Raw genomic sequence first — 23671 nt, 5'->3', positions numbered from 1 at the left:
CCACTTTTCTTTGTTATTCAACCAATTTTTATTTCGATTCGATCACTTTCTTGTATGATTACGGTATCATTTCGATTTTTTCAACCAACTCCTTACTCTCACCACCTGATTCAACCACATTTTCTTGTTTTTCAACCAACTTTTATTTTAATTCGATCACTTTGCTGTATGATTACGGTATCATTTCGATTTTTTCAACCAACTCCTTACTCTCACCACCTGATTCAACCACTTTTCTTTGTTTTTCAACCAATTTTTATTTCGATTCGATCACTTTCTTGAATGATTACGGTATCATTTCACTTTTTTCGACCAACTCCATACTCTCAACACCTGATTCAACCACTTTTCTTTGTTATTCAACCAACTTTTATTTTAATTCGATCACTTTCTTGTATGATTACGGTATCATTTCATATTCCCCACCATACAGGATATATTTCTACCAAGATAAAAAGCCGACTCTTTTCCAAGAGTCGGCTTTTATCTACCTATGATTAATTTGCAACAATATTTACCAGCTTGCCTGGTACTGCAATGACTTTACGAATTGTTTTTCCTTCAATTTGATCTTTCACACGAACATCGTCAAGAGCAATTTGCTCTAACTGATCTTTTGTTACATCTTTTGCAACTAAAAGTTTTGCACGAACTTTTCCGTTTACTTGTACAACGATTTCCACTTCGTTTTCTACTAGTTTTGCTTCATCAAATGCTGGCCACGCTTCGTAAGAAATGGTTGTGTCATGACCAAGTTTACTCCATAGCTCTTCGGCTAAGTGCGGAGCAATTGGAGATAGTAACTTCACAAAACCTTCTACATATTCTTTTGGTAGAACAGTTGCTTTGTATGCTTCATTAATGAACACCATCAACTGAGAAATGGCTGTGTTAAATCGCAAGCCTTCTAAGTCTTCGGTTACTTTTTTAACCGTTTGGTGATAGACGCGTTCAAGCGCATCACTTGATTCATCAACAACCTTTGGACTTACTTCACCGTTGTCTTCAATAAATAAGCGCCATACACGATCTAAGAAACGTCTTGCTCCGTCAAGACCTGTTGTTGACCATGCAATAGAAGCTTCTAAAGGTCCCATAAACATTTCATATAAACGAAGGGTATCAGCACCATGTGAGTCAACAATTTCATCCGGGTTAACAACATTTCCTTTTGATTTACTCATTTTTTCATTGTTCTCGCCAAGAATCATCCCTTGGTTAAATAATTTTTGGAATGGTTCCTTTGTTGGAACAACCCCAATATCATATAAGAATTTATGCCAGAAACGAGCATATAGTAAGTGAAGAACAGCATGCTCTGCTCCACCGATATAAATATCTACAGGCAGCCACTGTTTTAACTTCGCATCATCTGCTAATGCTTCACTGTTTTTTGGATCAATATAACGCAGGTAATACCAACAGCTTCCTGCCCATTGTGGCATTGTGTTTGTTTCACGACGACCTTTTTTACCTGTTTCAGGGTCAACAACATTGACGAAATCTTCAATAATCGCTAATGGTGATTCACCTGTTCCAGATGGTCTGATTTCTGTTGTTTTTGGTAAAACAAGTGGAAGCTCTTCTTCAGGAACTGCTGACATTGTGCCGTCTTCCCAATGGATAATTGGAATCGGCTCACCCCAATAACGCTGGCGGCTGAATAACCAATCACGAAGTCGGTATGTTACTTTCTTCTCACCTTTATTGTTTTCTTCAAGCCATGCAATTGCTTTTTCAATCGCTTCCTGCTTTCCTAGTCCGTTTAAGAAATCAGAGTTTACATGTTCACCGTCACCAGTATACGCTTCTTTTGTTACATCTCCACCGCTAACAACCTCTTTAATCGGAAGATCAAACTTTACCGCAAATTCATAGTCACGCTCATCATGAGCTGGTACCGCCATGATTGCACCTGTACCATAAGTTACAAGAACATAATCAGCAATCCAGATCGGCATTTTTTCACCGTTTACAGGATTAATCGCATATGCACCAGTGAACACACCTGTTTTTTCTTTTGAAAGCTCTGTACGTTCTAAATCACTTTTATGTTTTACTTGATCAATATAAGCTTCAACTGCATCTTTTTGATCATGTGTTGTAATCTTTTCAATAAAGCTATGTTCAGGAGCTAAGACTGCATACGTAGCACCAAATAATGTATCAGGACGAGTGGTGAAAACAGTGAATGTTTCATCATGACCGTCAATTTCAAACGTAACATGCGCACCTTCTGAGCGGCCAATCCAGTTACGTTGCATATCCTTAATACTCTCTGGCCAATCAACTTCTTCTAAATCTTCTAATAAACGATCAGCATAGGCTGTAATTCTTAACATCCATTGCTTCATTGGACGACGTTCAACAGGGTGTCCTCCTCGTTCACTTTTACCATCAATAACCTCTTCATTTGCTAAAACTGTTCCTAAAGCAGGGCACCAGTTTACAGGCACTTCATCTACATATGCAAGACCTTTTTTATAAAGCTGCAAAAAGATCCATTGTGTCCATTTATAGTATTCAGGATCTGTTGTATTTACTTCTCTGTCCCAATCATAAGAAAAACCAAGTGCTTGAATTTGCCTTCTGAAGTTATCAATATTTTGTTTTGTAAATTCTGCAGGGTCATTTCCTGTATCAAGCGCATATTGCTCAGCAGGCAACCCGAATGCATCCCATCCCATAGGGTGAAGAACATTATAGCCCTGCATGCGTTTCATACGGGATAAAATATCAGTAGCTGTATATCCTTCAGGGTGACCTACATGAAGGCCTGCACCAGATGGATATGGAAACATGTCAAGCGCGTAAAACTTCGGCTTGTCTGTATCCTCTGTTGTTTTAAATGTTTTGTTATGCAGCCAATGATCTTGCCATTTTTTTCAATCTCTTGATGATTGAAGCTCATCTGTATTTCCTCCTTAAATCTCATTCTTTCATTATATATATTAAACCGGTTGAACGGGTCAAAGCTTTAAATATAGGTGGGGGCACTTTGGCCAACCAAGGGCAATAAGACGCTACTGAATAGAAGGTTTTTTCACCTTCCATTCAGTAGTGGCTTATAACCTCTGAAAGGCTGACCTCAGATTCAACTACCAATTCAAAAAATCAAAAAAACCCCACATCCCAAATAGGGACGAGAGGCTTAATTCCCGTGGTACCACCCAACTTTGGCATAGTGTTATTATGCCCACTTTGACATCCGTAACGTGGATCGACGACAAATATTACTTTACCTTAAGCGGTGTTCACATTTGTAACTCAAAGGTGAGTTCATTAGCAAAAATTGATTGACTCACACCACCCGTCAACTCTCTGAACACATTTTTACTAACTACTATTCCTTTTCACCGTTCATTTCCTATACATATTAAGCTTATTTTATATAAATTTGTCGGGATATGCAAGTAGCGGGTAATATGTCAGCTTCATAATGAAAATTTTTTATTCATATTACTGGACTGTATATCCTCCATCTAAAACAACTGACTGCCCTGTAACTCCTTTTGCCTTTTCACTGGCTAAAAATATAGCGTAATCTGCCACTTCCTTAGGATCTAGCAATCGTTTCTGAGGAATGAGAGGGTATAATACATCCTCTAAAACATCCTCTAATGGTACTTTTCTTGTATTTGCCAAATCTTGAAGCTGGTTTCTAACAAGAGGTGTGTCGACATATCCCGGACACAAGGCATTCACGGTAATACCATAAGGAGCCCCTTCTAATGCCGCGACTTTTGTTAATCCAATGACGCCGTGCTTTGCACTATTATAAGCTGCTTTGCCTGCAAAGCCAATTAAACCATTAATAGAGGCAATGTTTAGAACTCTCCCAAACTGTTGATTTTTCATCAACGGAAAAACATGCTTTGTTAAAACAAAAGGTGCGACTAACATAACACCAATGAGTTGTTCAAATTTTTCTGTTGGAAAATCTTCGATATGTGCAACATGCTGAAGCCCTGCATTATTTATAAGTGTATCAATTCTTCCATATCTTGCGGCTGTTTCTTTTACAACATCAATTATGTTTTGTTCGTTTGTGACATCACAAGGTAAACCACTAACATCCAATCCTTCTTCTTGCAGCTGTTTTGTACTCGCACGAACCTGTTCTTCATGTAAGTCTGTTAAAACAACTTTTGCTCCTTCTTTTGCAAAGGCTTTTGCCAGTTCAAAACCTATTCCCCGGGCAGCTCCTGTTAATAGCACAACTTGAGCTTGAACCATTTACACCCAACCTCCGTTCCTAAATTCCCAGTCCAAATGAAAATAAAATAATGGCTAAAATAACACCTGATAATGGAACAATAACCGTTAGTGCACCAACCGGATTATAAGCATCTTTATGAGTTTCTCCACAAATTCCCCGAATGGTTGTAACAACGTAGCCATTATGTGGAAGTGAATCAAGCGCCCCTGAAGAAATTGATACAACTCTGTGTAACGCTTCAGGATTCACCCCCATATCCATGTAATGTGGTGAAATCAACGGCAAAGCAATAGCCTGACCTCCTGATGCTGAACCTGTCATACCTGCTATCACACTTACAGCAATGGCACCTCCGATGAGAGGACTTCCCGGTATACTTGTCATCGCATCAACAGCCACTTCAAAAGCAGGTACTGCTTTAGCTACTCCGCCAAAGCCAACAACTGCCGCCGTATTCCCGAGAGCGATTAAAGCTCCCAACGTCCCTTCTGAAACTGCACTCCAAAAAGATTTGAAATAGGGACGATTTAATAAATACGTAGCAATAACTCCCCCTAATAAAGCAATAATAAGGGCTGATTGTTGTAAAGAGTCATGGAAAACAAACGAAATAATTAACACAACAACCAATGGAATTATACCGAATAACGGATTTGGCAAAACTTTATCTTCATTAACTGGATCATTTTCTCTTGCCACAAATGTTTCACCATTTGCAACAGCTTTTGTGATCATTCGACGTAACCACCAATACCCGAAAATGATCATAAATACAGCTACAATTAAACTAACTTCCCAGCCTGCGTACGGTGATGTACCAAGGTATTCAATTGGAATCCAGTTTTGAATTTCCGGTGAACCGGCAGACGTCATCGTAAATGTAACAGACCCAAAAGCAAGAGCTGCAGGGATAAAACGACGAGGTAAGTTAGCTTCTCTAAATAAACTAACAGCCATTGGATAAACAGAGAAGGCAACAACGAATAAGCTGACACCACCGTATGTTAAAACAGCACAAGCAATGACAATTGCCATAACAGCTCTTTTCATCCCGATCTTACTAACAATCCATTTCGAAACACTATCTGCCGCACCGCTATCCTCCATCACCTTTCCAAAAATCGCTCCTAATAAAAACATGAGGTACCATGATGATATAAAACCTGAAAAACCTGTCATATAATTACCTACGAAGTTAGCTTCCCCTTCACCAACTAATTGAGGAAATAAAGGTAGCCCACTACAAATAGCTACAAATAAAGCACATAACGGACCTGCAACTAACAAGTTCATCCCCTTCATAGTCAAATAAATTAAGAGTGCTAAACCACCGACTAGCCCAATCATACTTAACATTTCGTTTCCCCCTTTGTTTGAGGCTTTCGTTTGTATTTTCCTGTTATTAAACTAGTAATCTAGCTACGACTTCTGAGTAACCGCTTTCATTTTTTCTACTTTTCGCCCGCCTTTTTTCTACCTACCTATGATCATGAAAATGGCCACTCCCTCCTTACACATATATATTAGCAAGAAGTGTGCCAATACCTCTTTTTCTATAAACACTATGATTAAACCAAGATCCCTTTACATGCACTTATGATTAAACTTGCGAATTTGTTCACATTTCACGAGAATCATTCCACATTTTCGGACACTCAATCTTAATAAGAGACTTGTCCATCTACTATACGTATTTATATGACACGAAAAAAATAACAGTCCATAATTCCGGACTGTTTTCCATTTTTTCGGACTATTAAGTTAAGCCATATTTTTGAATTTTTTCATACATACTTGACTTACTAATTTTCAATTCTATTGCTGCCATTCTTTTATCACCAGCATGCTTTTGTATTGTCCGAATAAGAATGTTCTTTTCTGCTTGAGCTAACATTTCCTTTAATGAGTTGACTTTTATATCAGAATGATAAATTGGCCGATTTTTAATATATTCAGGAATTGCATCCAGTGTGATGACATCTGACTTGGCTAAATGAATGGCTGCTTCAATAATATTTTCCAGTTCACGAATATTCCCCTGCCAATGATATTGATGAAATGTCTTCATCACGTCTTCATGAATCATAGAAATTCTTTTACCTGTTCTTAAAGAAACTTTTTTAATAAAATAACGAACGAGCGTTTCTAAATCTGCCATTCGATCCCTTAAAGGCGGTATAAACAGCGGAATAACACTAATTCGATAATAAAGGTCACTTCTAAAGTCATTTGTTTTCATGAGTTCCTCTAACGGTCTGTTCGTAGCTGTTATAACTCTAACATCCAATGGTATCGTTCTATTGCCTCCAATCGGTTCTACTTCTTTTTCTTGGAGAACACGCAATAACTTAACTTGCATATGAAGATTCATATCACCGATTTCATCCAAAAAAATTGTACCACCATCTGCTTGCTGAAACTTTCCCTTTTTTCCTCCTTTTTTAGCTCCAGTAAACGCACCATCTTCATACCCAAATAATTCGGACTCAAGCAACTGTTCAGGTATGGCTCCACAGTTCACCTTAACAAACGGCCCTTCACTCCGATGACTTAACAAATGAATGCTATGTGCAAACAATTCCTTTCCTGTCCCACTTTCCCCACGGATTAAAACTGAGCTATCTGTAGCAGCAATTGCTTTGACCTTCTCTTTTAATTCCGCCATAATAGTAGAATTTGAATGAATATCATTTAATGTATATTTTGCTCCAGTAACTTCCTGTTGTTCAATAAAAGACTGAATGGATGAAAGGTGATGCCGAACATGGGAGTTCATCTCACTCCATTCCTTTGTATCACGAAACATAACCGTTCCAAATGCACCAACTATTTTGCCATCTGCGAAGATTGGAATTCGATTGGCTATCATGTAATTACCGCGGATATACTGAAGATCAGCTATTTCTTCATCTCCGGTTTTAACCACAATGTGCATTCGTGTGTTTTCAATGACTTCTGTTACATGCTTTCCAACTACTTTCTCTTTTGTTACTTCACAAAATCGACAGTAGTTTTCATTCATATAAATAATCTTTCCGTCAGCATCGACAATCACAATCCAAACGTAAGCGTTTTCTATTACTGTCTCAATTATTTCTTTCGCATATGGAAAACGATGATCTAACATAGTATCTTCCCCTAGCTAATATTTTCTTTTATCGTATCACACCCCAATTATTTTTAGAGTTTTAATTTATCTTTATAATGCAAGAACTAAAAAAGGTCTTAGACCCCGACAGCGTCGGAGGCCTGAGACCCTTTTCCTTCCAGCTTTGCATTCAATTTTTTATCATAGATCAGAGTAGTAAAGATCCCAACTATTAACAAGCTCATGATGATCATAAATAATAAGCTCATATTGTAGTAATCCACAACCATTCCTCCAAGGAGAGGACCAATCATTTTTCCTCCCGTTGCAGTACTGTTAACAAATCCTTGATAAAAGCCTTGTCTGCCACTAGGAGCTAAATCATTTGCAATCGTTGGCACAGCAGGCCACACTAACATTTCTCCGATCGTTAATATCACCATCGCCACAAGAAATGCTGTAAATTGCTCTGCATATGATGCCACAGCAAATGAAACGATAAACACGATAAAGCCCAGAACCATTTGTTTTTTCAATGTTTTGGCAAAGTGCTTTACAAACAGAGAAATAAGCGGTTGACCAAGTACAATCAAGACACCATTTATTGTCCAAAGTAAACTATATTGACTTAATGAAATATGCAAGGTTTGGGTATGGGATGAGATCGTGGAAGGCCACTGAACATAACCTACCCAGCAGAGTAAATATCCAATACATAAAACGACTAAAGCCCCAAACTTTTCACGATTTTTTATGGTTGGATTTTGATCCAATATCGATACTTGTTTTACTGACGAATCATCGATATTTCGGAAACCGAAGAATGCAAGCAAGAAAAAAACAGCATAAAGTGCTGCGTTAGCAACAAATATATAATGAAATGAGATAGAAGCAACAAATCCACCTAAGGAAGCTCCTGCTGCTACACCTGCATTTTGTGCAACATAAATAGCATTAAATGCTTTTCTGCCACCTTCCGGCCATACTGTACCGGCTAATGCATATGTAGCTGGGAAAACAATTCCAGAACCTAATCCAATAAAGATTAATAAATACATATATACAGGCCAAGAATGGTTAAACATAAGGGCAACGACAGAAATCAATGTAATCACAATTCCTAACAGGATGGATTTATATCCACCAATCTTATCAAATAATACCCCACCAAGAAGATTTCCAACAACACTTGCTGCAGCATTTAACATGAGAACTATTCCCGCAACCGTTAAAGACTTACCAAGATGATCATGAATATATATCGTATTTAACGGCCATAGAAATGAAGAACCTGTTACATTAATCATCATTCCAATTACAAGCAACCAAAGAGAACGTGGCATAAATCCTCCTCCTTTACATGATTTTCACAAATTCACACGTGAATATTCCTCAGAGAATTTTAGCCCCTTTTCCCTTGTTTTGCAATGAAGAAATGCTTCATTTCATAATGTTATAATAATGCGAAAATATAGATTTTTCTACTACTCTAAAAGTTTGTACATCAATAGATCATTTACATACTTTCCATCAATAAAAAACTCGTTGATCAGTTTACCTTGCTCACGGAAACCACATTTGTGATAAAAACGGATTGCTCCACTATTTGTTTCTAATACACGGAGCGAGAGTTTTTTAATGCCTTTTTCTTTAAAGATATTTTCCGCATTCAAAAGTAAACTCTTTCCTACACCACTACCTTGAAAATGCCGGTCTACTGCAATATCTATTTCCAATACATGTTGATTTGTATTCAAAGGTGTTGGTGAATGAAACCCAAGATAACCTGCTACTTGTCCATTCACCAATGCAAGAAGCTGACTTCCCTCCGGATTTCTTTCCTTATATTCACTTGCTGAATTCCATTTAATGATTGCAGGTGTTGTAGTTGTATTCCAAATTCTATTATCGATTTCGAGTAATTGATCAACATCACTTTCTTTTGATAATCTTACCTCAATTGACATCTCATTCCTCCTGTCTAGTTTGTCTATATCATACTTTCACCTCATGATTCAACCGCTTTTTCCTTTTATTCGATCACTTTTTCACGTGATTGCGCTAACATTTTATTTTTTTCAACCATCTCTTTGTTCTCACTACCTGATTCAACCACTTTCCTTCGGTTTTCAACCACTTTTTCCTTTTATTCGATCACTTCTCCACGTGATTGCGCTATCATTTTACTTTTTTCAACCATCTCTATGTTCTCACTACCTGATTCAACCACTTTCCTTCGGTTTTCAACCACTTTTTCCTTTTATTCGATCACTTCTCCACGTGATTACGCTATCATTTTACTTTTTTCAACCATCTCTATACTCCCGCAACCTGATTCAACCACTTCCCCCCATTTTTCTACCACCTTTTCCTTTCATTCGATCACTTGTCCATGTGATATCCCATTACAATCGAGTAGAGGGAAAATAATCTAATTATTTTCGCCCCTCTCACACCACCGTACGTACGGTTCCGTATACGGCGGTTCAATTTATATTACAGTGTGTACTTTTAGATAATGATCTAAAGCAGAGGGAAGACCCCTCTGCTTTAGTCTTTTGTTTGAGATTGCTCTTTGAACAACTTTTGATAAACCGATGTATCGATAACCTCTTCGACAGAAGGTTAATCCCTTCGCCTCTCCCTCAGGGATTCCTAATTGGATAAGCGATTTGATTCGTTTCTTCGATACCTTCCATTGCTTCCATATGATGACTCTAATTCTGGAGCGAAGCTTCTTATCTATCTCAGTCATTGCTTTTTTCATATTCGAGATTCTAAAGTAGTTAACCCACCCAAGTATGACTTGTTTTAGTTTTAAGGTTCGGTAGTCTAGCGAAACACTCCAATTTCGCTTTGTTAATTTTCGAAGCTTCCTTTGAAATTTTTGTATTGACGTTGAATGGGGTTTTACTTGGTATTTCTCATTCTTAAAATCGTAATAATATCCAAATCCTAAGAATTTCAAATCTTTTGGACGGGAGATTTTACTCTTTTCTCCGTTGACTATTAACCCTAATTTATTTTCTATAAATCTCACAATTGATTCCATCACTCTATTCGCTGCTTTCTCACTCTTCACGAAGATTAGGGCATCATCAGCGTATCTCACGAATTGGAGTCCTCTACTTTCTAGCTCCTTATCAAGTTCGTTCAACATAATATTACTAAGCAGTGGGCTTAGGTTTCCTCCTTGCGGAGTTCCAACTGGTGTTTCTTCATATTTCCCATTCACCATAACTCCACTGACAAGATATTTCCTTATTAGGGAAATGACATCTCCATCATCTATTGTATTAGAGATGATCCGCATGAGTTTATCGTGATGAACTGTATCGAAAAATCTTTCAAGGTCAATATCCACAATCCAATCGTATCCATCATTTAGAAATTCCAAGCTTTTAATAATTGCCATCTCACAACTTCTTTTTGGTCTAAAGCCATAACTGAATTCACTGAATTGCTTTTCAAATATTGGACTGAGAACTTGATGAATGGCTTGTTGAACTACCCTATCCACTACTGTTGGTATTCCCAATTTGCGCATCTTACCATTTTCTTTTGGGATCTCCACTCTTAAGGCAACTTGTGGTTGGTACTTTCTTGTTCTGATGCGCTGACGTAGCTCATCCTTGTTCTCTCTCAGATATTGTTTCAGTTCATTGACCGTTATTCCATCGACCCCACTAGCACCTTTGTTTTTATATACACGCAAGTAGGCTTCATTCATATTTTGATTACTTAGAATTTGTTCTAAAAGTTCCACACTCGTTTCTCCTTTCCTCTCACGTAGTAAGTGATAGCTCCATTTTGGTTATCCTTTGAGGTACGCTCATACTTTCACCATTAACACATTCGGAGTATGTCACTTACGCATTCGTGGTGTTGAAACACTATAAATTGTTCAGCCCTTCATGAAATTACTTCACTACTATGGCTTCTGCTGACTTCTTGCGGCTAACCTTTTTCGACTGTACCCTTTGTACATCCGCAAGATCTCCCAGGGTAAGACAACCATCTTTCCTCTTTTACTCGCCTGATCTACTTTACAAAGTTACGCACATCTTTTGGACTTTAACTTGTTTGGGAGTCTTATCCCTTTGTAAAGCCTTAGTATCAGATTTCTGTTCGTCGAGCCAAGATTTTATTCCACGCTTCCTCCAGCCCTTATCTCACGATAAGTACCTTGCGCTTCCTTAGTGGTTGGTCGATGTGTACCCCCACAGTGGACTTTCACCACCTAGATAGTTGCCATGCCTGGCACACCAAACAAAAAGGGCCATTGCGGCCCTTTCCTACTTCTTGTTCTCTACTCTTTGTTTTGATTTAATCGGTTGCCCTTTTTTGGCATTTTTTGCTTTTGTTTGAATAACCGGATCAAAATCCTGACCTAGTTCTAAATCATTGTTATTCACACCATTTTTGGTTTTTTGCTCAGGGTTGTTTTGTTTTGAACGCTTTTTCATCGTTCTGCATCTCCTTTTAAAATCATTTCATTTTGTACTTGCTGAAGCTGCAGTCTCATACGATAAAGCTGGTCTTGTTGTTGATCATTTGCACTCAGTGACAGATGATTAATATCATTTACTGCATTTTCTAATCCTTGCAGTGCTTTTGTATATTCAGATGCATTATAGTGTTCTTGTTGTGAGCCTATTTTATATTGCTCACGAGCATATTCGATTGCGTCCGTACAGCGTTGAAGATATTCGTTAACGGATTGTCTTGTTGCCATATGTCTCTCCTCCAAACGATATGAAGTCAATAATGCTTCATCAATACTATTGTTCGCAAAACAGTAGAAAAAATTGTGCTTAAATAATTGGTAAGTATTGAGCCATTCTGTTTTTCTTTATGCTGACATGGTAAAATGTTTAAATGGAAAATTAGGAATGACCTATAAGGAGGTATCTTACTTGAACCAATCCTCTGGATTCGAATACGCGTCAGATAATAAGCGATATCATACTTGGAATTATCATTTACGAAACCATTTTGGACATAAAGTATTTAAGGTTGCTTTAGATGGAGGCTTTGATTGTCCAAATCGTGATGGCACGGTTGCCCATGGCGGGTGTACATTTTGCAGCGCTGCAGGCTCCGGTGATTTTGCCGGGAATCGAGCTGATGATCTTGTTACTCAATTTCATACAATTAAACAAAAAATGCACAAAAAATGGAAAGACGGAAAATATATGGCTTACTTTCAAGCCTATACAAATACTCATGCTCCCTTAGATGTGTTAAAAGAAAAGTTTGAATCTGTCTTAAATCAAGAAGATGTTGTCGGTCTTTCAATTGCTACCCGGCCAGACTGTTTACCGGATGATGTTGTTGAATACCTTGCCGAATTAAATGAACGAACCTATTTATGGGTTGAGCTCGGTTTACAAACAGTACACGAACGGACAGCTCTTCTTATTAATCGGGCACACGACTACCAATGCTATGTAGATGGAGTCAAAAAATTACGTAAACATGGCATACGTATTTGCTCTCATATTATTAATGGATTGCCCCTTGAAAATGAAGAAATGATGATGGAAACAGCTAGATCTGTTGCCCAATTGGATGTCCAAGGGATAAAAATACATCTTTTACACTTGCTAAAAGGGACGCCAATGGTAAAACAATATGAAAAAGGAAAGCTTGAATTTCTTACACAAGAGGAATATGTCAAATTGGTATGTGATCAGTTAGAAATCATCCCTCCTGAAATGATTGTTCATCGAATAACTGGTGACGGTCCTATCGATCTAATGATTGGCCCGATGTGGAGTGTGAATAAATGGGATGTATTAAATTCAATCGATGCAGAATTAAAACGTCGAAATAGCTATCAAGGGAAGTTTTATCATAAAGCTGAGGTACAACTATAATGAAGCTTCAACGAATTTTACCATTTGCAAAACAACTATTAGAAAAAGCTGTATCTAAAGGTGATATCGTAGTAGATGCAACGATTGGAAATGGACATGACACGGTTTTCCTAGCTAAGCTGGTTGGAGAAACAGGCAAAGTATATGGCTTTGACATTCAAGAACAAGCAATAATAAACACCCGTGAACGATTAATGACCGAAAACCTCATGGAGCAAGTTACACTTGTTCGGCAAGGTCATCAGCATATTAACTCTGTCATATCAGACGAGCATAAAGGAACCATTTCAGCTGCAATGTTTAACCTTGGATATTTACCAGGAGGGGACCAAACCATTGTAACGGTTCCTGACACAACCATTTCTGCTGTACGACAATTATTAAGCTTGTTGAAACCTGAAGGAGTCATTGTCATTGTTATTTACCACGGGCATGAGGAAGGACAAATTGAGCGAGATGCTTTAATGACATTCGTCAAAACAATCGATCCTCGTGACGCTCATGTCCTACAATACCAATTTATTAACAAGAATAATCATCCACCTTATATCGTTGCCATTGAAAAATGTTAAAAGGCGCTTTTTCAAAAAGAGCGCCTTTTACATTACATTGCTTTTTTTGAATGCTTTTTCCAAGAAAATTTTTGAATTGTACGATAGGCTCTACCGTTAAAGTAAAAGAAGAAACTTGTCATGCCCCCAACTTTTATTAACCTTTTTGCCATTTTATTAAGCTCTTTGTGAGAGGCCACTTTATCGTCTGATAAATAAACACCTAATAAACCCCGATTAATTAATTTATGAAAATTTTCATGAGGAATACCGCTTAACTGATAATCTGCTTGTTCTACAAAATACTCTAATCTCTCCATCATGGTTGCTTCTGAATCATAGTAACTGCAAAAATTTAAGTCACCACCCAGCTCATCTTCCTCTTGATCAATTAAGTAATCGAGTAAAATATGGAGACCTTGAATATATGGAAAATAACTATCTCTTATTTGTTGTGCTTGTTTTTCCTCAAAATTTTCGTGGAAAGCATAAGCAACTAAGCAAAAGATGCCAAGTGTTGATCCGGTACATGCTGAAAACTCATACCATTCCATCTCAGGAAGACTGTTTTTATGATTCTCAAACCAATTTTCAAGTCTTGGAACACGCTCATCTTTTTTCACATGCTTATGTACCTGCAGATCGCAATAATAGCGTGAAAGCTCCAGTAAATACTTTGATATCATCGGATAGTGCTCTAACTCAGAAAGAACGTTTTGACATGTTTGAACTAAACGGTTCAAATATCCACCATCATCTTGATCTACTCTATATTTATAGTACTCCTTGCAAGGTGCACCACATGTTAATGCATCAAGCATAGATTGGTGTAACATACGAAAATCAACTGGATCTAACGATGTACTTCGATCACATAAATTATCTAAGTAATCGCTTATTGTTTGATATGCTACAATAAACTCGATACATTGTTGTTTATGGGGACCTGATATCATAGCTAATATTCCCCCACCCTCACAGTGGAATTCTTTGTCCTGGATACTGTTTAAAGCTTGAATTCTCAATTCCTGATTCGGTATTCTTTCAGCTCGATCTCTCCACTGTCCAATATAAAAGTGAACAATCGGAAAGATCTCTCTATATACTTTGGTCATTAATTTTATCGGGTGCTGCGGTACTGTCAAAGGGAGTGTCACCTCTTATTTCTTTTTTCAATTAGCTCTTGTCACATGAAGTAGACAACGTTTAAACACTAAGTCACGGACTCAGAATGGCTATCAAAAAAACGTTTAGCTGTTTCAAATACCAGATCTCTTTCAGGCTCACTAAAGATTTCATGATAGAGCCCTTTCCATTCCTTATAATTTTTCTCCAGTAAATCCACTTTGTTAAACCACTTTTTCACTAGTGATTTATCAACAATTTTGTCTTCTCCTCCTTGCATAAGAAGCAGGGGAACTTGTTGAAATTTCCCAACCTGATTTTGAGCTTCTTCCATAGCTTTTATCAACTCACGATACCATCTTACGGAAACCTTTGTCACATATAAAGAGTCGTTTTCATCTAGCTCCTGTACTGATTTATTACGAGTGGCAATCTCTACGCTTAATTTTGAATCAACTTTAAACGAAGGTGCGATCAAATTTAATCCTTTGGAAGCCAGTTCTAAAGCTTTGCTTGGTTTAAACAAAATTCCCAAACAGGGAGACGATAAAATAACTGCTTTTATTTCATGATGCTTTTCTTGTAGAGCCCTGATCACTACTAGCCCACCCATGCTGTGTCCTAATAAAAATAAAGGCACTCCGAACTTTTTCGCTTCAGTTAGCCAAATATTCACTTCTTTTATATATTCATCAAAAGATTTGATATGTCCTCTTCTTCTTGTCGAAGTTCCTTGACCAGGTAAATCTCCCATAACCACATGGTAACCTGACAATCGCCACATTTCTACCAACCATTTGTAGCGACCATGATGTTCTGCTGCTCCATGAATAATCACGATAACTCCTTTTACAGGTTCAATCTCAGCTTTCCATTTCCACAATTCCACTACCTACTTTCACTTTCTTCTTTGTCTACTGATATAATAAATAAAGAATTCCCAACTGAAAGGAATGAAAAACATGATCTATCCTTATAAAGACAAAAGTCCAAAGATCTCTGCTTCAGCTTTTATTGCAGACTACGTTACAATTACAGGCGATGTTGAGATTGGAGATGATTCCAGCATTTGGTTTCAAACAGTTATTCGTGGTGATGTTTCCCCTACCGTTATAGGAAAACGTGTAAATGTTCAAGATTTATGCTGTCTTCATCAAAGTCCAAACAAACCACTTATCCTTGAGGATGATGTTACCGTTGGACATAGTGTTATCCTACATAGTTCAATTATTCGCCAAAAAGCATTAATTGGAATGGGATCCATCATTTTGGATGGTGCAGAAGTAGGTGAAGGAGCCTTTATCGGAGCAGGCAGCCTTGTCCCTCCCGGAAAAAAAATCCCTCCTAACACACTTGCTCTAGGTCGACCTGCGAAGGTTGTCAGAACATTAACATCAGAAGATCTGTTAGACATGGAAAGAATTCGTCGTGAGTATGTTGAAAAAGGTCAATATTACAAAGCAATTCAATCTTAGAAAAACACGATTTACCGCCAAGAATGGCGGGAGTCGATGTCTTTTCTTTTCCTTTAAACCTTGAGTATAGTTAAACTTTTTTAAAGTATAAGTAATAAAAACTCTTCTGAGTAAGGGATTGGTATTTTTTCTTCAATTCCTTACTATGTTTCCATTATTAATGATCCCCATATATTTAATACTACTCTTCCACCTTTTAAACTAAGCATATTTCCTTTAAATATTTTCGCCTTTCATCAACAAACATTAATTTTGTGAATATTATGTGAAGGAATTTTTTACATTTTCTTATTATTAACTAAATAATTCTCTACTAAAATAATAGAAAAGGGGTAAATAAAGGAGCGTTCAAATGAAAACAAAGCTGATGACCAACATGTATAATTTCGAATGCAGGCTGTTTCGAAGTGTTAATCGTCATTTTGATCAAAAAATGCTGAACTTTTATTTTCGAAACATCACACACCTAGGGGGTGCTATTTCAACCATTGCAGTTTGTTTACTTCTTGTTTTTTTCACTAGGGACCTTTTCCAAATCATTGGAATAACATCTGCAATCTCTCTTCTATTCAGCCATTTACCAGTTGCACTGGTGAAAAGGTTATATCCAAGAAAACGGCCCTATCTAGCTTTGCTTGAGACTAAGGTACCTGCAAACCCTTTAGAAGATCATTCCTTTCCATCCGGACATACAACAGCTATTTTTTCTGTAATTATTCCATTTATTTTATTTATACCTCAGCTAACAGTCATTCTTTTACCAATAGCCATCAGTGTCGGCCTTTCAAGAATGTATCTGGGGTTGCACTATCCTTCTGACGTATTAGTAGGCTGCTTATTTGGTAGTTCTGTTGGATTTTTATGCTACACAATCATAACCAGGTTCTTTATATTGCCTTAGTAACGTGTAAAAAATAGTGCCTCATATAGGCACCTTTCATTTATGTAATTGGAGGGATTGCATTGAGAATAGCTATTTTCACTGATACTTTTTCACCTGATGTTAACGGGGTTGCAAGAACCTTAAAGCGTTTTACAGATTATCTTGAAGAGCATGGCTATGAATATAGAGTTTTTGCACCTGTTAGTACAAAGGAAAGCATGTTTTCTAGCCATATCCATCGTTTCACAAGTTTACCTTTCTTCCTTTATCCTGAATGCAGATTAGCACTGCCAAACATGCTGCATGTTAAAGCTGAGTTACAGCGCTTCAAACCGGATTTAATTCATGTGGCTACTCCATTTAACATTGGTATTTGCGGATTGCATTATGCAAAAAAGCTCGGTATTCCGATTGTAGGATCTTATCATACCGATTTTGACCAATATTTAGAGTATTATGATTTTCAGTTCTTTTCGAAGGTGTTATGGAAATACATGCATTGGTTCCATAAACCTCTGCGAAAGATATTTGTACCTTCGAACGAAACACTGGAACAATTAAAACGAAAAGGGTTTTCCAATCTTCGAATTTGGGGGAGAGGTGTTGATTGCAACCTATTCCATCCAAACTATCAAAACGAAGAAATTCGTAATAAATATCATATTAAAGAAAAATATATCCTATCTTATGTAGGGAGATTAGCACCGGAAAAAGATATTAAGACATTAATGGAGATCACAAAGAAGCTACCTAAGCATTTCCAAGAAAATGTTCACTGGTTAATTGTTGGAGATGGACCGGCTAAAGAAGAGATGCAAAAAATTGCTCAGCATAACCTGACATTTGTGGGATATGTAAATGGTGTAGAACTCGCTGAAATCTACTCATGTTCTGATGTGTTTGTGTTTCCATCCCCAACTGAAACATTCGGAAATGTTGTTTTAGAAGCATTGGCTTCGGGAACACCCGTTATCGGGGCAAACTCAGGTGGAGTAAAAAACATTATTAAACCGTTGGAAACCGGATATTTATGTGAACCTAAAAATACAGAGCAGTTTATAGAAGCAATTATTCATTTATTACAAGATTATTCATTTCGTAACAACATGGGAGAAGCTGCCCGTGAGTATGCCTTAACTCAAACATGGGATCATATATTTGACGGTTTATTAAAGGAATATGAAGATGCATTAGAAGAAAAAAACATTCGTTATGCATGAACAAAGAGGAGCATCATTGCTCCTCTTCATGATCATGATGATGTTCAGATGTTTCACTTTTCTTATCCTGTTTTGGTGAAGAATCAGTATCAGTATCACTATCACCTATCTGAATTTGCATCGAAGGCATAATATGGTAGCCCTCTGCATTAGTATGTGCAATAATTTCATATTGCCCATCAGACTTATACGTATAATCGATCGTATATTTTCCTTTACCTTTTGCATTAGCTGTTATTTTTTCAGATTCTTCATCACGTTTGATTTCAAACTCAACATCTGCATCGTCCACAAATTCCTCACCCAGAGTAACCACTGCTGAAATTGTTTCTTTCTTTCCTATTTCAACTTGTTCATTAGCTATAATTTGAACTTTCGGAGCCAAAACCTCATTTGTCTTGTTCATGCTTTCCTGATCAGAGTCATTTGCTTGAGACTGACTTTGACAGCCACTACTTATAACTATTCCTATAACTAAAGATATCCCGATAAGAAACGCTTTCATTTATATCCTCCTGCATTTTTCTATATTAACTATATCATTGACTTCCTCAATAATGACTACAAAAGAATTGCGATTTTTTGAACAATTCAAGACCTTTTCAATATACACCATTAAAACGATTGTTCCCAAATATTAGTAAGAAAAAATAAAGTCTTGGCATGAAAAAAGAATGACCCAATACAGGCCATTCTTTTCATCAACTATTACTTAAGCGCAGCATTACTAAGTGCTTCCGCTTTATCTGTTCTTTCCCATGGAAGATCTAAGTCATTTCGACCAAAATGTCCATAAGCAGCCGTTTGCTTGTAGATAGGACGTCTTAGATCAAGCATTTTAATGATTCCCGCAGGGCGTAGATCAAAGTTGCCGCGGACAACTTCTACTAATACTTCTTCTGAAACTTTTCCTGTTCCAAATGTATCAATAGAAATGGATACAGGTTGTGCTACACCAATTGCGTAAGCTAATTGAACTTCACACTTTTCAGCTAATCCTGCAGCTACGATATTTTTTGCAACATAGCGAGCAGCATATGCAGCAGAACGGTCAACTTTTGTTGCATCCTTACCTGAGAATGCTCCACCACCATGACGAGCATATCCGCCATAAGTATCAACAATGATTTTACGACCCGTTAAACCTGCATCACCTTGTGGTCCACCAATTACGAAACGGCCAGTAGGATTAATAAAGTATTTTGTATTTTCATCAATTAATTCATTAGGAACAACAGGATTGATAACATATTCTTTTAGATTACGTTGAATTTGTTCCAACGTAACTTCCGGATGATGTTGAGTAGAAATAACAATTGTATCAATACGAACCGGTTTATTATTTTCATCATATTCAACCGTTACTTGTGTTTTACCATCTGGACGAAGATATGGAAGAATCTCTTCTTTACGTACCTCTGTTAGACGGCGGGATAATTTATGGGCTAAAGAAATTGGCAGTGGCATTAATTCCTTCGTTTCGTTACAAGCAAATCCAAACATTAACCCTTGGTCACCTGCACCGATTGCTTCAATTTCTTCATCAGACATTTGTCCTTCACGAGCTTCCAGTGCTTGGTCAACACCCATTGCAATATCTGCTGATTGCTCGTCAATAGAAGTTAAAACAGCACATGTTTCTGCATCAAAGCCATACTTTGCACGAGTATATCCGATATCTTTAATTGTTTCACGAACAATCTTAGGAATATCAACATACGTACTTGTTGTAATTTCTCCAGCAACCAGTACTAAACCTGTTGTAACAGAAGTTTCACACGCTACACGTGCGTTAGGATCCTTTGAGATAATTGCATCAAGAATTGAATCTGAAATTTGGTCACAAATCTTATCTGGATGGCCTTCTGTTACAGACTCAGAAGTAAATAGACGTTTTTTAGACATAGTTAAAAGCTTCCTCCTCATATTTGTTCATTCAGTTGATCCGGAACTCTTCCCAAAGTTTGACCTTTAGAAAATCACGTTGGCATATTTGTGAACAGAAGTATTATGTACCTTTACCACAATGCTTGTCCTGGTAAAACTCTAATGAAGAAAATACTTATTTCTGTTATCAAAAAAACCTTTCCCCTATGAGGAAAGGTTTGTTATCGTTCATCGCCTTTCGCTCTTATCGATCAAGGGCTTTCGCCTTGCTTCAGGTTAGCACCTTTGCGTCGGAAAATGTCGCCGGGAGTGCGCCTTTAAAACATAGTTCCACAGATTGGGACTTTTTTGCCTACGCAAGCTTACACTTGCTTAGAATGATGCTATGCATCATTCTTGACCTAATAAAAACACAACGAGTTTTGTTTCATAACGTGCTTTTATTAGGTCAGGCAAAAAACTGCTAATACTGGTAACTATATAATTAGTGCGCATTCGCCGCTTTCCTTTGATAGCAGGTTGCTGGGTTTCATAGGGCCTGTCCCTCCACCAGCTCGGGATAAGAGAATCCGTTCAAGGTCATATCATAGCGCACTAAGTTAATGGTGTCAACAGAAATCGACAGTAATTCCATATGAATTTTCTTAAGCTTTCAGTAAATCTTAAGAATAGTATTCCCTTCATATAATGAAATATGAAATTAGTTACAAAATATAGTATGTACAATTTTTTCAAAAAGCTCTCACGATTAGTATGTTCTAATAATATAAATGTGTTATACTATTAAATAACAGGAAATCACTTTTTTAGAAAGAAGGGTATGGGGATGAATGTAACTGATTTCACAAATGGCCTTATTCAGCTTGTTAATGGGGAAAATGCGAAGCATAATTTATCTGTTTCACAGCTTGTTGAAAAAGTACTCGAAAAAAAGAAGGTGTTCTTACTTCTACAGGGGCAATAAGAGCAACGACTGGAGCATATACCGGAAGATCTCCTCAGGACAAATTTATAGTAGAAGAAGCTACTACCAAAAACATCATTAATTGGGGTACAGTAAACCAACCTATTTCTTCGGAAGTATTTGATCAGCTTTATAGCAAAATGATTTCATACTTAAAAGAACGGGATGAAATATTTATTTTCGATGGTTTTGCCGGAGCTGATATTCGATATCAACTTCCATTAAAAGTCATTAATGAATTTGCATGGCATAATCTTTTTGCCAGTCAGCTCTTCATTCCTAATAATGGCGAAGAAACGTTCACAAATGAACAACCTTTTACCATTTTGTCAGCTCCCCATTTTAAGGCAAACCCAGAAGTAGATGGTACAAAATCCGAAACCTTTATTATTATCTCGTTTGAGAAGAGAACAATCTTAATTGGTGGCACAGAATACGCTGGAGAGATGAAAAAATCCGTATTTTCTGTGATGAACCTTTTATTACCTGAAAACAACATTCTACCTATGCATTGTTCGGCAAACGTTGGATTTGAAGGGGATGTTGCTTTATTTTTTGGTTTGTCCGGAACGGGAAAAACCACCCTTTCTGCTGATCCTAACAGACGGCTCATAGGTGATGATGAACATGGATGGTCAACGTCTGGAGTGTTTAATATTGAAGGCGGTTGCTACGCAAAATGCATTAACTTAACAAAAGAAAAGGAACCTCAAATATATAATGCTATTCGATATGGATCTGTACTTGAAAATGTTGTGATTGATGAGTTCACCAGAGAAGCAGATTATAGCAATCCATTCTACACAGAAAATACGCGTGCAGCTTATTCACTTTCAGCTATTGACAAGACTATAGTTCCTAGCATTGCAGGTCATCCGCAAACAATTGTCTTTTTAACTGCTGATGCATTTGGAGTTCTGCCTCCAATTAGTAAATTATCCAGAGAACAAGCAATGTTTCATTTCTTGAGTGGATATACAAGTAAATTAGCTGGTACAGAACGAGGTGTAACAGCACCAGAAGCTACATTTTCAACTTGTTTCGGCTCACCATTTCTTCCTCTTGAAGCAACGAGGTATGCGAATATGTTAGGGCAGAAAATTGATGAACATAATGTTCAAGTGTTTCTTGTTAATACAGGATGGACAGGTGGAGCATATGGTGAAGGAAAACGAATGAAACTGCATTACACTCGATCAATGGTTCAGGCAGCAGTTGAGGGAGATCTCGACCATATTGAAACCGTGAAGGATGAAGTATTCGGACTAAATATCCCGATTCATGTCCCAGGTGTTCCAGATGATGTCCTGCAACCTCATAAAACATGGAATTCGCAAAAAGAATATTTTTTAAAAGCCAATGAGTTAGCTACAAAGTTTAAAGACAACTTCAAAAAATTCAAACATCTATCAGCACATATTGAAAAACTAGGTGGACCAATTGTTTAAGTGAATATTGCTCAAACGATTAAGAGGGCTGTCTCATTTAAGAGAGGTCCTTTTTTTATAGAGCTTTACTGTATCAAACTTCTACCCTCTTAACCCTTATATCAATATTTTCAAGATATATGGACAAACTTTAACTTGTAGGGGTGATCACATTGTGAGAAAAAAAAATATTGAACAAAACTTTCTAAAAATGCTATTTCTATTTGGAATCATTTCTTTGTTTAAAATTGTAAGAAAGCCGCCCATGAAAGACTGGTTAATTATCTTTTTATTTAAAGGTTATATCTCATCTATCTTGGATCATCTTCTCACGAAACGTGGATATATCAAATATCCTACGAAGCTATTTGAATCATTTGATGTAAGCTTTCTTTATGATTATTTGTTGTTCCCAATCACCTGTGTTTTCTATAATCAGGTAACTAAAACGTCAAAGAAACCAATGATTTTTATCAAAGTTTTATTATTCAGTATACCAATGACAGTTGTAGAACATTTGCTTGAGAAGAACACGACTCTTGTGACCTTTAGACGTGGCTGGAATAGCTTTCACAGTTTTCTCTCAATCACTAGTACGTTTCTAATTGTTAGGGGTTTTATTGCAATGGTGAGGAAAGCTGACAATACACCTGTAGCAGAAAATGAAGCAAAAGGGGATCCTCTGTAAATCCCCTTTATAAGAAACTTAATTTGTTGAATTCAAGTTAATTAAACGATACGTTAAAATCGTATTCGTATTCGATAATTCTAGTTTTTGGACAATAGCTTGTCCTGTCATTTCGCCGCTTTTTGTTTTTCTTACTTCTACCGGAATATCAATTGGATAAATACGGTACCCTTCTTTTAATAGTTCAAATGTATTTTCATCTATACGGGTTTCTCTACCTTTTGTAACAATCATTGTATTAAATTCAACTGGCATTCCCAATGTG

Annotated in this window: 19 protein-coding genes, 2 pseudogenes and 1 other annotated feature; of the genes and pseudogenes, 7 read left to right on the top strand and 14 right to left on the bottom strand. The window is 37.1% G+C overall.

Features of this window, described 5'->3' with window-relative positions; all coding sequences use genetic code 11:
* Positions 1–497: 497 nt before the first annotated feature.
* From leuS to AC0L8O_RS03835, 9 genes and pseudogenes are all read right to left on the bottom strand, one after another.
* Positions 498–2911: pseudogene (gene leuS / locus AC0L8O_RS03875) on the bottom strand (leucine--tRNA ligase).
* A 224-nt stretch (positions 2912–3135) separates the two neighbouring features.
* Positions 3136–3366: a binding site (T-box leader), on the bottom strand.
* A gap of 93 nt (positions 3367–3459) precedes the next feature.
* Positions 3460–4236 (bottom strand): 3-hydroxybutyrate dehydrogenase, encoded by a 777-nt coding sequence (locus AC0L8O_RS03870; RefSeq protein ID WP_473446666.1) that lies wholly within the window; start codon positions 4234–4236, stop codon positions 3460–3462.
* A gap of 19 nt (positions 4237–4255) precedes the next feature.
* Positions 4256–5575 (bottom strand): GntP family permease, encoded by a 1320-nt coding sequence (locus tag AC0L8O_RS03865; RefSeq protein WP_473446665.1) that lies wholly within the window; start codon positions 5573–5575, stop codon positions 4256–4258.
* Between the two features lie 400 nt (positions 5576–5975).
* Positions 5976–7346 carry a sigma-54 interaction domain-containing protein gene (locus tag AC0L8O_RS03860; protein WP_473446664.1) on the bottom strand — a complete coding sequence of 457 codons (1371 nt, stop codon included), beginning with the start codon at positions 7344–7346 and terminating at the stop codon, positions 5976–5978.
* 98 nt (positions 7347–7444) lie between these two features.
* Entirely contained in the window at positions 7445–8650 is a 1206-nt protein-coding gene (locus AC0L8O_RS03855; RefSeq protein ID WP_473446663.1) for an MDR family MFS transporter, read from the bottom strand.
* Between the two features lie 141 nt (positions 8651–8791).
* A complete protein-coding gene (locus AC0L8O_RS03850) occupies positions 8792–9274 on the bottom strand; it encodes a GNAT family N-acetyltransferase (protein ID WP_473446662.1) in 483 nt (160 codons plus the stop codon).
* 524 nt (positions 9275–9798) lie between these two features.
* Positions 9799–11073, bottom strand: a complete 1275-nt coding sequence (gene ltrA, locus AC0L8O_RS03845) for a group II intron reverse transcriptase/maturase (protein WP_175638313.1) — start codon at positions 11071–11073, stop codon at positions 9799–9801.
* Between the two features lie 529 nt (positions 11074–11602).
* On the bottom strand, positions 11603–11773 hold the full coding sequence (locus AC0L8O_RS03840) for a glycogen biosynthesis protein GlgD (RefSeq protein ID WP_473446661.1): 171 nt from the start codon (positions 11771–11773) through the stop codon (positions 11603–11605).
* Positions 11770–12042 carry a YtzC family protein gene (locus AC0L8O_RS03835; RefSeq protein WP_026561776.1) on the bottom strand — a complete coding sequence of 91 codons (273 nt, stop codon included), beginning with the start codon at positions 12040–12042 and terminating at the stop codon, positions 11770–11772. The genes AC0L8O_RS03840 and AC0L8O_RS03835 overlap by 4 nt, the downstream gene beginning before the upstream one ends.
* A gap of 181 nt (positions 12043–12223) precedes the next feature.
* Between AC0L8O_RS03835 and mnmL the strand changes: the two genes are divergently transcribed.
* Both mnmL and mnmM read left to right on the top strand, forming a co-directional pair.
* Positions 12224–13186 (top strand): tRNA modification radical SAM protein MnmL/YtqA, encoded by a 963-nt coding sequence (gene mnmL / locus AC0L8O_RS03830; protein ID WP_473446660.1) that lies wholly within the window; start codon positions 12224–12226, stop codon positions 13184–13186.
* The gene (mnmM, locus tag AC0L8O_RS03825; protein WP_473446659.1) at positions 13186–13758 is read left to right on the top strand and encodes a tRNA 5-(aminomethyl)-2-thiouridylate-methyltransferase MnmM; all 573 of its coding nucleotides are present in this window, start codon (positions 13186–13188) and stop codon (positions 13756–13758) included. The genes mnmL and mnmM overlap by 1 nt, the downstream gene beginning before the upstream one ends.
* A 32-nt stretch (positions 13759–13790) precedes the next feature.
* On the opposite strand, the gene AC0L8O_RS03820 is transcribed toward mnmM, so the two are convergent.
* Both AC0L8O_RS03820 and AC0L8O_RS03815 read right to left on the bottom strand, forming a co-directional pair.
* A complete protein-coding gene (locus tag AC0L8O_RS03820; protein WP_473446658.1) occupies positions 13791–14882 on the bottom strand; it encodes a tetraprenyl-beta-curcumene synthase family protein in 1092 nt (363 codons plus the stop codon).
* A 68-nt stretch (positions 14883–14950) separates the two neighbouring features.
* On the bottom strand, positions 14951–15745 hold the full coding sequence (locus AC0L8O_RS03815) for a lysophospholipase (protein WP_473446657.1): 795 nt from the start codon (positions 15743–15745) through the stop codon (positions 14951–14953).
* Positions 15746–15824: 79 nt separating this feature from the next.
* On the opposite strand from AC0L8O_RS03815, the gene AC0L8O_RS03810 reads away from it, so the two are divergent.
* The 3 genes from AC0L8O_RS03810 to AC0L8O_RS03800 all read left to right on the top strand — a co-directional run bounded on the left by AC0L8O_RS03810 (position 15825) and on the right by AC0L8O_RS03800 (position 18440).
* Positions 15825–16337, top strand: a complete 513-nt coding sequence (locus AC0L8O_RS03810) for a gamma carbonic anhydrase (protein WP_473446656.1) — start codon at positions 15825–15827, stop codon at positions 16335–16337.
* Positions 16338–16689: 352 nt separating this feature from the next.
* Complete coding sequence (locus AC0L8O_RS03805) at positions 16690–17238, top strand: phosphatase PAP2 family protein (RefSeq protein ID WP_473446655.1); 549 nt, start codon at positions 16690–16692, stop codon at positions 17236–17238.
* A gap of 62 nt (positions 17239–17300) precedes the next feature.
* Positions 17301–18440, top strand: coding sequence for a glycosyltransferase family 4 protein (locus AC0L8O_RS03800; RefSeq protein WP_473446654.1), 1140 nt, complete (start codon positions 17301–17303; stop codon positions 18438–18440).
* Between the two features lie 13 nt (positions 18441–18453).
* Here AC0L8O_RS03800 and AC0L8O_RS03795 read toward each other — a convergent pair whose 3' ends face one another.
* On the bottom strand, positions 18454–18945 hold the full coding sequence (locus tag AC0L8O_RS03795) for a FixH family protein (RefSeq protein ID WP_473446653.1): 492 nt from the start codon (positions 18943–18945) through the stop codon (positions 18454–18456).
* Positions 18946–19148: 203 nt separating this feature from the next.
* Complete coding sequence (gene metK / locus AC0L8O_RS03790; protein WP_473446652.1) at positions 19149–20345, bottom strand: methionine adenosyltransferase; 1197 nt, start codon at positions 20343–20345, stop codon at positions 19149–19151.
* An 808-nt stretch (positions 20346–21153) separates the two neighbouring features.
* Between metK and pckA the strand changes: the two are divergent.
* Positions 21154–22739: pseudogene (pckA, locus tag AC0L8O_RS03785) on the top strand (phosphoenolpyruvate carboxykinase (ATP)).
* Between the two features lie 154 nt (positions 22740–22893).
* The gene (locus tag AC0L8O_RS03780) at positions 22894–23406 is read left to right on the top strand and encodes a CBO0543 family protein (protein ID WP_473446651.1); all 513 of its coding nucleotides are present in this window, start codon (positions 22894–22896) and stop codon (positions 23404–23406) included.
* An 18-nt stretch (positions 23407–23424) separates the two neighbouring features.
* Here the strand turns inward: AC0L8O_RS03780 and AC0L8O_RS03775 are convergent, their stop codons facing one another.
* Positions 23425–23667, bottom strand: coding sequence for a DUF2584 domain-containing protein (locus AC0L8O_RS03775; protein ID WP_226528440.1), 243 nt, complete (start codon positions 23665–23667; stop codon positions 23425–23427).
* Between the last annotated feature and the right edge of the window lie 4 nt (positions 23668–23671).

This window comes from Metabacillus sp. KJ11-3, assembly GCF_055808295.1.
The sequence above is the reverse complement of the archived record's forward strand: the minus strand, read 5'-3'. Positions and strand labels throughout refer to the sequence as shown.

Coding starts and splice junctions, on each gene's coding strand:
- AC0L8O_RS03870 (WP_473446666.1), bottom strand. CDS start 4,236: ATGGTTCAAGCTCAAGTTGTGCTATTAACAGGAGCTGCCCGGGGAATA.
- AC0L8O_RS03865 (WP_473446665.1), bottom strand. CDS start 5,575: ATGTTAAGTATGATTGGGCTAGTCGGTGGTTTAGCACTCTTAATTTAT.
- AC0L8O_RS03860 (WP_473446664.1), bottom strand. CDS start 7,346: ATGTTAGATCATCGTTTTCCATATGCGAAAGAAATAATTGAGACAGTA.
- AC0L8O_RS03805 (WP_473446655.1), top strand. CDS start 16,690: ATGAAAACAAAGCTGATGACCAACATGTATAATTTCGAATGCAGGCTG.
- AC0L8O_RS03840 (WP_473446661.1), bottom strand. CDS start 11,773: ATGAAAAAGCGTTCAAAACAAAACAACCCTGAGCAAAAAACCAAAAAT.
- AC0L8O_RS03855 (WP_473446663.1), bottom strand. CDS start 8,650: ATGCCACGTTCTCTTTGGTTGCTTGTAATTGGAATGATGATTAATGTA.
- AC0L8O_RS03810 (WP_473446656.1), top strand. CDS start 15,825: ATGATCTATCCTTATAAAGACAAAAGTCCAAAGATCTCTGCTTCAGCT.
- metK (WP_473446652.1), bottom strand. CDS start 20,345: ATGTCTAAAAAACGTCTATTTACTTCTGAGTCTGTAACAGAAGGCCAT.
- AC0L8O_RS03835 (WP_026561776.1), bottom strand. CDS start 12,042: ATGGCAACAAGACAATCCGTTAACGAATATCTTCAACGCTGTACGGAC.
- AC0L8O_RS03850 (WP_473446662.1), bottom strand. CDS start 9,274: ATGTCAATTGAGGTAAGATTATCAAAAGAAAGTGATGTTGATCAATTA.
- mnmM (WP_473446659.1), top strand. CDS start 13,186: ATGAAGCTTCAACGAATTTTACCATTTGCAAAACAACTATTAGAAAAA.
- AC0L8O_RS03795 (WP_473446653.1), bottom strand. CDS start 18,945: ATGAAAGCGTTTCTTATCGGGATATCTTTAGTTATAGGAATAGTTATA.